This window comes from Streptomyces sp. G7(2002) (genome assembly GCF_028870195.1).
GTDB classification, from domain to species: domain Bacteria; phylum Actinomycetota; class Actinomycetes; order Streptomycetales; family Streptomycetaceae; genus Streptomyces; species Streptomyces nigrescens.
In genome coordinates this window covers 3,028,563-3,040,985 of sequence record NZ_CP102609.1, presented here as the reverse complement: position 1 = coordinate 3,040,985, position 12,423 = coordinate 3,028,563, and the positions used below count along the sequence as shown (strand labels likewise).

Genomic DNA, 12,423 nt, shown 5'->3' with positions numbered 1-12,423 from the left:
GGCTTTTGTCAGTGGTGGCCAGTAGAATGGGAACCAGTCAGTGAGGGTTTTTCCAACGCTCCAGGAGGTCGCCGATGGCCGCTGCCACACTCATGACGAAGCCTCTCCCGGCCCACCCACTGCCCAAGAAGCCGCTGCCCGCGGGATGGCCGCGCGAGCGGTACGAATCGCACAACCGCCGCCTGAAGGCCATGCGGCTGGCCATCGCCCTGCTCGACACCGGCGTCTACCGCCCCGAGCAGGCCCACAACCGCAAGATCCGCAGCACCGCGGCCGAGATAGGGGTCCACGCCCCGTCCGACACGACCTGCCGTCTGGTGCGCGCCCTGATCTACGACAACTGCTGACGGCTCCCGGCGCATCAACAGGGCGGCCGGTCCCGGGACTTCTCCGGGGCCGGCCGCACCGTGCGCTTCCCCGCCGGGCCCGCGGGCCCGGCTCAGCCGTCCGCGCCGTCCCCCGGGGCCGTCGCGGCGTCCATGTCCGTCACCTCCGCCAGCGCCTCCGCCAGCCACTCCACCCAGAAGGTCTCCAGCCCGATCCCGGCCCGCAGCACCAGCCGACGCAACCGGTCCTCCGGATCCGCGGCCGCCCCGAAGTCGCGGTCCTCGATCTCCTGGTACTCCGCCAACTGCCGCCGGTGCTGCGTCAGATGGCGCCGCAGCTCCGCATCGAGCCCGGTCCGCCCGACCACCGCCGAGGCCCGCATCCGCAGCAGCAGCGCGTCCCGGATGGGCTTGGAGTCCTGCTCACCACCGGCCCAGCGGGTCAGCTCCGCGCGGCCCGCGGGCAGCACCTCGAACTCCTTCTTCTGCCCCCGGGACGGCTGCGCGCTCGGCAGCGCCCGGATGAACCCGGCCTGCTCCAGCTTGCCCAGCTCGCGATAGATCTGCTGGTGGGTGGCCGACCAGAAGTAGCCGATCGACCGGTCGAACCGACGGGTCAGCGCCAGCCCCGACGACGGCTTCTCCAGCAGGGCGGTGAGGATCGCGTGCGGCAGTGACATGGGGGAATCCTAGGCGCGGCGACCGGGGCGCGGCGGGCTCGCGGCGCCTGCCGCGGGCCCGGCCGGGCAGCGGCTCACAGGGCCGCCGCGAGCTCCGTCCCCTGCTGGACGGCGCGCTTGGCGTCCAGCTCCGCGGCGACATCCGCACCGCCGATGAGGTGCACGGCGCGCCCCTCGGCCCGCAGCTCCTCGTACAGGTCCCGGCGCGGCTCCTGTCCGGTGCACAGCACGACGGTGTCCACGGGGAGGGTGGTGGCCGTGCCGTCGACCGTGAGGTGCAGGCCCTCGTCGTCGATCCGCTCATACGCGGCCCCGGCGACCATGGTCACGCCCCGGTGCCGCAGCTCCGTACGGTGGATCCAGCCGGTGGTCTTGCCGAGGCCGGCGCCGACCTTCGACGGCTTGCGCTGGAGCAGATGCACCTGCCGCGCGGTCCTGGGCCGCTCGGGCGCGCGCAGCCCGCCCCGGTCGCCGTACGCGGTGTCGACGCCCCAGGCGCGGAAGTAAGCCTCCGGGTCCTGGCTCGCCGAGTCGCCGGCATCGGTGAGGAACTCGGCGACATCGAAGCCGATGCCCCCCGCCCCGATGATCGCCACGCGTTCGCCGACCGGCGCCCCGTCCCGCAGCACATCGAGGTAGCTGACGACGCTCGGGTGGTCGATGCCCTCGATCTCCGGGGTGCGCGGGGTGACGCCGGTGGCGACCACGACCTCGTCGTACGCCCCGAGGTCCGCGGCCGTGACCGGGGAGTTCAGCCGTACGTCCACGCCGTGACTGTCGAGCTGGTGACGGAAGTAGCGCAGGGTCTCGTCGAACTCCTCCTTGCCCGGGATCCGCTTGGCGATGTTCAGCTGCCCGCCGACCTCGGCCGCGGCGTCGAACAGGGTGACCTCATGGCCGCGCTCGGCCGCGGACACGGCACAGGCGAGCCCGGCCGGCCCGGCGCCGACCACGGCGAGCCGCTTGCGCCGCCGGGTGGGGGAGAGGACCAGCTCGGTCTCGTGGCAGGCCCGCGGGTTGACCAGACAGGAGGTGATCTTCCCGCTGAAGGTGTGGTCGAGGCAGGCCTGGTTGCAGCCGATGCAGGTGTTGATCGCCTCGGACCGGCCGTCCCGCGCCTTGGCGACGAAGTCCGGGTCGGCGAGGAAGGGCCGGGCCAGCGACACCATGTCGGCCCGTCCGTCGGCGAGCAACTCCTCGGCGACCTCAGGGGTGTTGATGCGGTTGCTGGTCACCAGCGGGATGGTCACCGAGCCCATCAGCCGCTTCGTCACCCAGGTGTAGGCACCGCGCGGCACCGAGGTCACGATGGTGGGGATACGGGCCTCGTGCCACCCGATACCGGTGTTGATGATCGTGGCCCCCGCCGCCTCGATCTCCTTGGCGAGGGTGACCACCTCCTCCAGCGTCGAACCGCCCGGGACGAGGTCCAGCATCGAGAGCCGGTAGATCAGGATGAAGTCGGTGCCGACGCGCTCCCGGGTGCGGCGCACGATCTCCAGCGGGAAGCGCATCCGGTTCTCGTAGGAGCCGCCCCACCGGTCCGTGCGCCGGTTGGTCGCGCCGACGATGAACTCATTGATCAGATAGCCCTCGGAGCCCATGATCTCGACGCCGTCGTACCCGGCGGACTTGGCCAGCTCCGCCGCCCGCACATAGTCCTCGACGGTCTGCTCGACCTCGTCGTCGGTGAGCGCGTTCGGCACAAACGGGCTGATGGGCGCCTGGAGGGCGCTCGGCGCGACCAGGTCCGCGTGGTACGCGTACCGCCCGAAGTGCAGGATCTGCATCGCGATCCGGCCGCCCGCCGCATGCACCGCGTCGGTCACCGTCCGGTGCTGCGCCGCCTCCGCCTCGGTGGTGAGCTTGGCCCCGCCCTCGTACGGCCGGCCGGCGTCGTTCGGCGCGATACCGCCGGTCACCATCAGGCCGACACCGCCCTTCGCGCGGGCGGCGTAGAAGGCGGCCATCCGCGCGAAGCCGTTCTCGGCCTCCTCCAGCCCGATGTGCATCGACCCCATCAGCACCCGGTTGGGCAGGGTGGTGAACCCGAGGTCGAGCGGGCTCATCAGGTGGGGGAACTGGCTCATGGGGGGCCTCCAGGCGCGGTGGTCGTGGCAGTAGTTGTAGACCAGCCGGCGAGGTTATGCAACAAGTTGCAAAAAACGTGACGCAGACGACTCCGCCGCCCGCCGGCGCCCCGCTCCCCACCCCACGGATCGCAGTTACCGCGTCGCGCAGTGCGACGTGTCACAGACAACCCCGGCGGCGCTGTGGGAGCTTCAACTGTGCTGCTCCTCGGTGGAGTTGCTGCAAGAGGAGTTGCCGACGAGCCGGGGGCGCGCCCCGACGGCGCGCGGACCGCGGGGACCGCCTGGAGGGGGCGTCCGCAGCGGGGCCGCGCGGCCGCGGGCGGCATCCGGCTCACGACGGTCTGCCCGCATGTGGAGAGGATCGAATGAGCACTGCGCAAACCCTCACGCTCGACCAGGTGGTCGACACCGACCGGTACCCCCTGCCGGAACCCGACAGTGCCGGGGGACAGGCCGTGATCTCCCGGGCCCGGCACGAACTCCTGACACTCGGCTGCACCGTGCTGCCGGACTTCATCCGCCCGGCGCTGCGCACGGCGCTGGAGCAGGAGTGCGCCGCCATCGCCCCCCAGGCGCACTACGACATCGAGACGGTCAACGTCTACAACATCGCGGTGGACTCGGCGCTGCCCGCCGACCACCCCGGCCGGCGGACCTTCCAGCGGGGCAACGCCTTCGTCCCACGGGACCGCGTCCCCGCCGATTCCCTCATCAGCCGGCTCTACTCCGAGCCGGTCTTCCAGGACTTCCTCGCCCGCTGCTTCGGACTGCCGCGGCTGCACGAGCTGGCGGACCCGCTCTCCGGGCTCGTGCTCAACGTCGTCGCCCCGGGCATGGAGCACCCCTGGCACTTCGACACCAACGAGTTCACCGTCAGCATGCTCACCCGGCAGGCCCAGGACGGCGGGGTCTTCGAGTACTGCCCGAACATCCGGTCCGCGCACGACGAGCACTTCGACGACGTCCGGGACGTCCTCGACGGCCGGGGCGAACGGCTGATCCGGCGCCTCCCGCTGCACCCCGGCGACCTGCAGCTGTTCAAGGGCCGCTACTCGCTCCACCGGGTGAGTCCGGTGCGCGGCGAGACCGCGCGCCACTCCGCGATCTTCGCCTACAGCGAGCGGCCCGGCGTCATCGGGGGCGTGGCACGCACCCGGCAGCTCTTCGGCCGGGTACTGCCCGCACACACCGCCGCCGAGGGCCGGGCCGTCCGCGGCGACCGGCTGCTGGATTAGCGGACGGCACGAGCGCCCCCCCGCCGCGACCGTGCCCCGTTCCGCACTCCCCAAAGAGCGGACACGGTGGGTGACGGCGCGACCATGGACGAGTGACAGCACAGGTCCCCACGATCCGAATCGAGAGAGCAGAATTGAATAACCGTCAGGAAAGGGCCGCCATGACAACCTTCGCCCAGGAGGACAGCCTCCCGCGGGTGCCGCTGCCCACGCTGGAAGCGAGCTGCGAGAGGTTCCTCGACTGGTGCGCGCCGCTGCTGACCGCCGACGAGCGGGCGGCGACCGAGGCGGAGGTGGCCGCCTTCCTCCGTCCCGGCGGCCCCGGCCGGGTGCTGCAGTCGGCGCTGGAGGAGTACGACGCCACGGAGGGCGTCCACAGCTGGCTCGACACCTTCTGGCCGTACCGCTACCTGGGCCGCCGGGACCGGATCGCGCTCAACGCCAACTTCTTCTTCCTGTTCCAGGACCCCGCCCCCGGACAGCCGCAGTCACAGGTCGAGCGGGCGGCCGGGCTCATCGCCGGCGCCGTCGACTACAAGCGCCAGCTGGATCAGGAGCTCATCCCGCCGGTGGTGCAGCGGGGCGTGCCCCAGTCGATGGTGCAGAACAAGTACCTGTTCTCCGCCACCCGCATTCCCGGCGCGCAGCAGGACACCGTCCGCAGCCCCTACACCGACGCCTGGCCGGGCCCGTCCGGGGCCCGTCACATCGTGGTGTTCCACCGCGGCACCATGTTCCGGATGGAGGTGCTCGGCGCGGACGGCGTCCCGCACAGCCTCGACGACCTCGAAGCGGGACTGCGCGCCGTGCAGAAGGCCGGCGCCGAACCGGCCGCGGCCGGCACCTCGGTCGGCCACCTCACCACCATGGCGCGCGCGGAGTGGGCCGACGCCCGGGAGTCCCTGCGCGCCCACCACCCCCGCAACGCGGACGCCCTGGACGACATCGAGACCGCCCTGTTCTGCGTCTGCCTGGAGGACTCCGCCCCCGCCGACACGCAGGAGGCCTGCGACCAGCTGCTGTACGGCGACCGCGGCAACCGCTGGTTCGACAAGGCCGTGTCCCTGATCGTGTTCGCCGACGGCCGGGCGGGCATCAACGTGGAGCACTGCGAGCTGGACGGGACCACCATCCTCAGCTTCACCGACGCCCTGCTCAGCACCCCGGCCGAGGAACACTCCCGCCGGTCCGGGGCCCGTTCCCAGGGGCTCCCGGCCCTGGAGCCGGTCGTCTTCGAGCTGGACGACGCACTCCGGGCACAGGTGCGCTCCGCCGCCGACGCCTTCGCGGAGTACGGGGCGGCCACCGCCACCCGGACCGTGGCCTTCGACGACTTCGGCAGCACCACCGCCAAGGCGCTGGGCGCCTCACCGGACGCCTTCGTCCAGCTCGCCTACCAGCTGGCCCACCAGCGCGCCAAGGGGCACCTCGGCGCCACCTACGAGTCGATCGCCACCCGCCAGTGGCGGCGCGGCCGGACCGAGGCGATGCGCGTCGTCACCCCGGAGATCCAGGCGTTCGTGGCCGCGATGGAGGACCCGGCGGCCTCGGCGGACGCCCGCCGGGCCGCGTTCCGGGCCGCCGCCGGCAAGCATGTGACGCGCGCCAAGGAGTGCCAGGCCGGCGAGGCACCCGAGCAGCACCTGTGGGAACTGGAGCTGATCCAGCGGCGGCGCGGGGCGGAGCTCGGCGTGACCGAGCAGCCCGCCCTCTACCGGACACCGGGCTGGCTGACGATGCGGGACGACTACCTGAGCACCAGCTCCGCCCCGTCCGCGCACATCCAGTACTTCGGCTTCGGCTCCACCAGCAGCCGCTGTATCGGCGTCGCCTATGTCCTGCTGCCCGACAGCTTCCACGTCTATCTGAGCACCCCGCAGGCGGTGGCCGGCCCGATGCAGGTCTTCGCCGACCGGCTCCGTGAGGCGGTGGCAGAACTGCGGGAGCTGCTGGCGTCCGACGGTTCCGGGGACTGACCACCCGCGCGGACCGGCGGCCGTCCCCGGCTCGTCTACTTCAGCAGCCGGGACAGCCGCCGGTCCGCGAGGGGCTTACCGCCCGTCTGGCAGGTGGGGCAGTACTGCAGCGCCGAATCGCTGAACGACACCTCGCGGATCGTGTCCCCGCACACCGGGCAGGGCTCGCCCTTGCGCCCGTGCACCCGCAGCCCGCTCTTCTTCTCCGCCTTGAGATCCTTCAGGGCCAGCCCCCGGGACCGCTCGACCGCCTCCTGGAGCGTCGCCCCGATCACCGCGTACAGCCGCTCCACCTCCTCCTCCGAGAGCTTCGCGGCCAGCTTGAACGGCGACATCCGGGCGGCGTGCAGAATCTCGTCCGAGTAGGCGTTCCCGATCCCCGCCAGCACGCTCTGGTCGCGCAGCACGCCCTTGATCTGGCGGCGCTCCCCCTCCAGCAGCGCACGGAAGGCCTCCGGGGTGAAGTCCGCCGACAGCGGATCGGGCCCCAGCCGCGCCACACCGGGCACCTCCCGCGGATCCCGTACGACATACACCGCGAGGTGCTTCTGGCTCCCCGCCTCGGTCACGTCGAACCCCGCCCCGTCCGCTCCGGCGAGCCGCACCCGCAGCGCCAGCGGCCCCTTCCCGGGCCGCGGCGGCACCGCCGGCAGCTTGTCGCTCCACCGCACCCACCCCGCCCTGGCCAGGTGCAGCACCAGATGCAGCCCCCCGACCTGACAATCGAGAAACTTCCCGTACCGCGTCACCCCCTCGCACGCACCCCCTTCGAGCGCGGTGACCGGCGGGTCATAGGTCTTGAGCGCATGTACGGCGACGGGATACACGCGGTCGACGGCCCGGCCGGCCAGGTGGTCGGCGAGGAACCGTGCGAGCGATTCAACTTCCGGCAATTCAGGCATATCGCCAGTCTGCCTCGGGCGGCGCGACCGGGGCGCGGGGACGGGGGCACCGAACCGGCCGGAGCCGGCCTCCGCGACCGTTCGGCAGGCAGGGCCGGTGACTCGCACGGTCAACCCAGGGCGGAGGGTGCGAGGCCGCGGCGCAGCGGCGAGCCGTCGCCCCAACAGCCGGAAAAACACCGCCCGTTGGGCCGGACGGGTTGATCCGAATCAGGGTGGGTGCCCGCGGATCCGGCAGTAGCCTGTGGGGGCTCATTGAAGGGGGATGCGATGAAGCAGCTCGGTGCCGCGGACCCGCGGCGGATCGGGCCCTACACGCTCTTCGGCCGCTTGGGTGCCGGAGGGATGGGCGCGGTGTACCTCGGCCGGGCCCGGGGCCGCACGGTCGCGGTGAAGGTGGTGCGGCCGGATCTGGCGCGGGACGACGCGTTCCGGGACCGGTTCCAGCGCGAGGTCGAGGCGGCGCGGCTGGTCTCCGGAGCCTTCACGGCCCCGGTCGTGGACGCCGATACGCGGGCCCGGATCCCGTGGATGGCGACCACCTTCGTCGTCGGCGTGTCGCTGGAGCAGGCGGTGAGCACACGGGGCCCCTTACCCGAGAACGTGCTGTGGGCGTTGACGGCCGGGGTGGCGGAGGCGCTGGCCAGCGTGCACGACGCCGGGCTGATCCACCGCGATCTGAAACCGGCGAACGTCCTGCTGGCGCTGGACGGGCCGCGCGTCATCGACTTCGGGATCGCACGGGCCGTCGACGGCACGGCGCTGACGTCCACCGGCGCGATCATCGGCTCGGCGCCGTACATGTCGCCGGAGCAGGCGGTGGGGGAGGCGCTCACCTCGGCCAGCGACACCTTCTCGCTGGGCTCGGCGATCGCCTTCGCCGCACGCGGCGACAGCCTGTTCGGCGCGGGTGCGGCAGCGGGGGTGCTGTTCCGTATCGTGCACACCGAACCGGACCTCGGCGCGGTCCCGGCGGGGCTCCGGGACCTGATCGCGGCCTGTCTGGCCAAGGACCCCGACGACCGGCCGACCCCGCGCCAGGTGTCCGAGTTCGTCGAGCGGGAGGGCCACCCCGTCCCGTCGGGCGGCTGGCTCCCGGACGCGGTCGCCGCCGACATCATCGCCGTGCGGGCCGTCATGACGACCCTGCCCGAACCCCCGCCGACGCTGCCGTTCACCCAGGTGACCCCGGGCCTCGGTGCTCCGGCCGTCGGCGTTCCGGCCTCCGGCGTTCCGGCCTCCGGGCCGGCGGGGCCCGTCCCGGCGGAGTCGGGCGGTCCGGAGTCGGGCGGTCCGGGTGTGGGCGGTCGGGAGCCGGGCGGTCCGACTGCAGGTGGTCCGAATGCAGGCGGCCCGTATGCGGGCGGCCCGCAGTCCCCGTCCGGCCGCCCCTGGTTGGGGCGCAGAAAGCTGCTCCTCGGGCTGGCCGGGGGAACGCTCGCGGTGGCCGGGGCGGGCACCTGGCTCGGGCTGGCCCTGAGCGCTTCCGGGGAGGCCAAGGGCGGGTCGGGCAGCGGCCCCCGCCCCTCTGGCAACGATGTCCCCGAGGCGACCCTGGCCTGGAAGATGAAGCAGTCCGCGACCTGCCCGCAGGTGATCTCGACCGACGGCGTGGTGGTGTGCCCCTCCCTGGAGAAGGTCCTGGCGCTCGACGACGAGGGCCGTACGAAGTGGACCGTGAGCGGCGCCGACCACGGCCTCGCCTTCTCGGTCCAGGGCTCGCTGCCGAACGTCATCGCCGCGGTGGACGACGGCCACCTGTACGTGGCCGGGATGGCGATGAAGTCGATGGAGATGCGCAGCGCCGTACTCGCCATCGACCTGGCCAAGGGCAAGGCCGCCTGGACGGCGACGCTGGACCGGCCCCACACCCAGGGAGTGCTCCGCTTCTGCGGCGTCCTGGACGGCACGGCGTATCTGATCGGCTTCGGTGACGGGAAGGACCACGGTCCGTCTCCCGCGGGCTACCACGTCTGGGCGCTGGACCTCGCGTCCCGGAAGACCTCCTGGTTCCACGGCGAGGACGCGGGTCTCATCTTCTCGGCCCTGCCGCAGCGCGGTGACGGCGCCCTGTTCGCGAGCACCACCCGGCTGCGGGCGCTCGACGCCAAGGGCGAGGTCGCCTGGTCGAAGAAGGTGGAGCCGCACACCGTCGACGCCGCCGGGCGGCACTTCGTCCTCGTCGACGGCGGCGGCCGGATGTCGGCGCTGGACGCGGCGACCGGAAAGAGCGTGTGGGAGGTTCCGGACGCCGTCCCGATGTCCCTCCGGGGTGACGGCATCGCCACCGACAAGGACGGAAGCGTCCTCTACGCCCTCTGGCAGGACAAGGACCACGGCTACTCACTGGGCGCCCTGGACAGCGGGACCGGCCGGACGCGGTGGAAGGTGCCGGTCCCCGCCGACTCCAAGGACTCCCGGTCCTTCGGTGCCCGCCTCCTGTGCGCCGACGGAAACCTGTACCGGATGGGTGCGGACTCCGTCGTGTGGGCATTTGACCCGTCGAACGGCAAACCCCGCTGGAAGTACACCGGCATGAAGGGAACCGATCCCTCGAAACTGGCGTGGACAGCCGGTGACGGCCGCCTCTGCCTCTCGGACCCGACGGCCACGACAGTCGCCGCACTGCATGCGAACGGAGCCTGAGAATGGAGCCGTTGGACCCCTCGGACCCGCCCCGGGTCGGCCCCTACACACTGCTGGGCCGCCTGGGATCGGGCGGTATGGGATCGGTCTACCTCGGCCGGTCGGCCGGTGGCCGCACCGTCGCGGTGAAACTGATCCGCCCGGAACTGGGCGGCGACCCCAAGTTCCGCGCCCGGTTCCGTGCCGAGGTGTCGGCCGCGCGCGCCGCCTCCGGTGCCTTCACCGCCCCGGTGGTCGACGCGGACCCGGACGCCGCCGTGCCGTGGATGGCGACGGCCTTCGTACCGGGGATCTCCCTGCACCGCGCGGTGGCGATCGGCGGCCCGCTGCCCGAGACGGCGTTACGGGCCCTGACCGCCGGCATCGCCGAGGCGCTGGTGACCATCCACGCCGCGGGGCTGACGCACCGGGACCTGAAACCCGCGAACGTGCTGCTGGCTCTCGACGGGCCGTACGTCATCGACTTCGGCATCGCGCGGGCCGCCGAGGGGACCGCGCTGACCACCACCGGAGTGGTCCTCGGTACACCCGCGTACATGTCTCCCGAGCAGGGAAAAGGGGAACCGCTCTCCCCGGCGAGCGATATGTTCTCGCTGGGGGCGACCCTCGCCTTCGCCGCGCTCGGGTCGAGTCCGTTCGGCACGGGCCGCGTCCCGGACGTCCTGAAACGGGTGGTGGAGGACGAGCCGGATCTGTCCGCGGTGCCGGACGGGCTGCGGCTGATGGTCGCGGCCTGTCTCGCGAAGGACCCCACCGACCGTCCGACGCCGCGGCAGGTCGTCCAATTCATCGAGCGGGAAGCGGAGTCGGCGGTACCGGGCGGCTGGCTGCCGCCGGCCCTGATCGCCGCGATCGAAGAGGCGTCCGCGGTCATGGCGCCTACGCAGCCGTCCGCTCCGGGCCCGACGCAACGCATGCCCGCCCTGCCCGGTGATTCCGACGCCGCACCGACCCCGGCCACACAACTCCGGCCCGTCCCCGGTGCCTGGCCCTCCCCGGCCGCCGGACAGACACCCCCGCCGGGGTGGCCGGAACCCGCGTACGCACCGGCCCCGGACTTCCCGGACGCGCCACCGGCCCTGGACGCACCACCGGCCCCGGCACCGGCCCCGGCCTCGGCCCTAGCCCCGGCCCCGCCGCCCACCCGCCGCAAGCTGCTGCTCGGCCTGGCCGGCGGCACCGTGGCGCTGGCCGGCGGCGGCACGACGCTCGCCCTGTCGCTGTGGGACGGCCGCGCCGACGGGAAACCGCCGGCCGCCCGCTCCCTCAAGGACCCCTCGCGCTCGCTCGCCACCCGCACCACCGCGACCCCACTGTGGACGGCGCCCCTCACCGAACCGCTGACCCAGGTGACGGGCGGGGACGGGACGGTCGTCGCCGTCAGCGGCAAGCACCTCTGGGCGTTCGACCGCGCGGGCCGCCCCACGTGGGGACCGCTGGCCAACCTCTCGACCCAGATGACCGCCGGCATGGGCGGCTGCCCCGTCGTCATCGGCCACGGCAGGGCGTTCGCCGTGGGACAGACGAAGATGCGCGGCCGGACGGGCTGGGTGCTGGAACCCGCCCACGTACTGCGGGCCGTGGACCTCGCCACCGGCAAGGTCGCCTGGACCACCGGCGGGCCGGACACCGGAGTGGCCACCGCGTGGGTGCCCGGGATGCTCGACGACACGGTCTACGTCACCGGCACGATGTCACGCAGCAACCTCTCCTCCGACATGAAAGACCTGCGCTCCGAACTCGAAAAGCTGCGCTCCGGCCAGTCGAAGGGATCGGACCTCTTCTCCCAGAAGAGCTTCATCTGGGCCGTGGACCAGACGACCGGAAAGATCCGCTGGGAGACCACGGCCCAGAGCGTGGCCCCGGGACAGAACTCCCTGAAAGTCCCGTCGTCCGGTACCCGCCTGCTGTGGACCAGCAGCAACCCCGACGGGAGCGCCCCGAAGCTCTCCGGACTGGACGTCAACGCCCGCGGCAAGCCCCAGTGGCAACAGCCCGCCCCAGGAGGCGGCCAGACCTCCGGCCACGACAGCGACATCTTCCTCGTCTCCTGGCACGACGGCCCGCACTGCTCGGCCGGCGGCAACTTCCTCTACCTGTCCGACCGCCTCTATGCCGTCGACGCCACGAACGGCCAGAAGGCCTGGCAGTCTCCCGACCGCAGGATCTTCCACGCCGTGGCGGCCGCACCCGACGGCGCCACCGTCTACGCCGCCGGCCCCGACTACCAGGGCCACCTCTTCGTCTACGCCTTCCACGCCAAAACCGGCACCGTCCGCTGGGCAGGCTCCCTCCCGACACTCCGCTCCGGAGTTCTCGCCCTCCAGTGCACCGACAACAAGCTCTACCTCTGGGCCCAGGCCCAACTCTGGGCCCTGGACCCCAACAACGGAAAAGCCCACTGGACCTACGAATTCACCGGCAGCACCGCCTCATGGACCTCCCCCGTAGCCTTCTGGGCCGACAACGACCAGGCCTACGGGCCCACCGAGAAGGGGCTGACGGCGATCGGGGCCGACGGGAAGTGACCGGGGCTGCACCGGAGTTCACCGACCAGCGACAGCG

At 72.5% G+C, this 12,423-nt stretch carries 8 protein-coding genes; 5 read left to right on the top strand and 3 right to left on the bottom strand.

Annotated elements, in window-relative coordinates; translation table 11 throughout:
- The first annotated feature begins 74 nt into the window (after window positions 1-74).
- The gene (locus tag NUT86_RS12450; protein WP_018090148.1) at window positions 75-347 is read left to right on the top strand and encodes a hypothetical protein; all 273 of its coding nucleotides are present in this window, start codon (window positions 75-77) and stop codon (window positions 345-347) included.
- A 92-nt stretch (window positions 348-439) separates the two neighbouring features.
- Here the strand turns inward: NUT86_RS12450 and NUT86_RS12445 are convergent, their stop codons facing one another.
- Together NUT86_RS12445 and NUT86_RS12440 are read right to left on the bottom strand one after the other, a co-directional pair.
- On the bottom strand, window positions 440-1,006 hold the full coding sequence (locus NUT86_RS12445; RefSeq protein ID WP_109889233.1) for a PadR family transcriptional regulator: 567 nt from the start codon (window positions 1,004-1,006) through the stop codon (window positions 440-442).
- Window positions 1,007-1,080: 74 nt separating this feature from the next.
- A complete protein-coding gene (locus tag NUT86_RS12440; protein WP_446750760.1) occupies window positions 1,081-3,096 on the bottom strand; it encodes an oxidoreductase in 2,016 nt (671 codons plus the stop codon).
- A gap of 368 nt (window positions 3,097-3,464) precedes the next feature.
- Between NUT86_RS12440 and NUT86_RS12435 the strand changes: the two genes are divergently transcribed.
- Both NUT86_RS12435 and NUT86_RS12430 read left to right on the top strand, forming a co-directional pair.
- Window positions 3,465-4,334: a HalD/BesD family halogenase gene (locus NUT86_RS12435; RefSeq protein ID WP_274735161.1), complete on the top strand. Its 870-nt coding sequence runs from the start codon at window positions 3,465-3,467 to the stop codon at window positions 4,332-4,334.
- A 161-nt stretch (window positions 4,335-4,495) separates the two neighbouring features.
- A complete protein-coding gene (locus tag NUT86_RS12430; RefSeq protein ID WP_274735159.1) occupies window positions 4,496-6,310 on the top strand; it encodes a choline/carnitine O-acyltransferase in 1,815 nt (604 codons plus the stop codon).
- Between the two features lie 35 nt (window positions 6,311-6,345).
- Here NUT86_RS12430 and NUT86_RS12425 read toward each other — a convergent pair whose 3' ends face one another.
- Complete coding sequence (locus NUT86_RS12425; protein WP_266448270.1) at window positions 6,346-7,212, bottom strand: Fpg/Nei family DNA glycosylase; 867 nt, start codon at window positions 7,210-7,212, stop codon at window positions 6,346-6,348.
- Window positions 7,213-7,482: 270 nt separating this feature from the next.
- Between NUT86_RS12425 and NUT86_RS12420 the strand changes: the two genes are divergently transcribed.
- Together NUT86_RS12420 and NUT86_RS12415 are read left to right on the top strand one after the other, a co-directional pair.
- Window positions 7,483-9,858: a protein kinase domain-containing protein gene (locus NUT86_RS12420; RefSeq protein ID WP_274735156.1), complete on the top strand. Its 2,376-nt coding sequence runs from the start codon at window positions 7,483-7,485 to the stop codon at window positions 9,856-9,858.
- Window positions 9,859-9,860: 2 nt separating this feature from the next.
- Window positions 9,861-12,386, top strand: coding sequence for a protein kinase domain-containing protein (locus NUT86_RS12415; RefSeq protein ID WP_274735154.1), 2,526 nt, complete (start codon window positions 9,861-9,863; stop codon window positions 12,384-12,386).
- Window positions 12,387-12,423 lie beyond the last annotated feature (37 nt).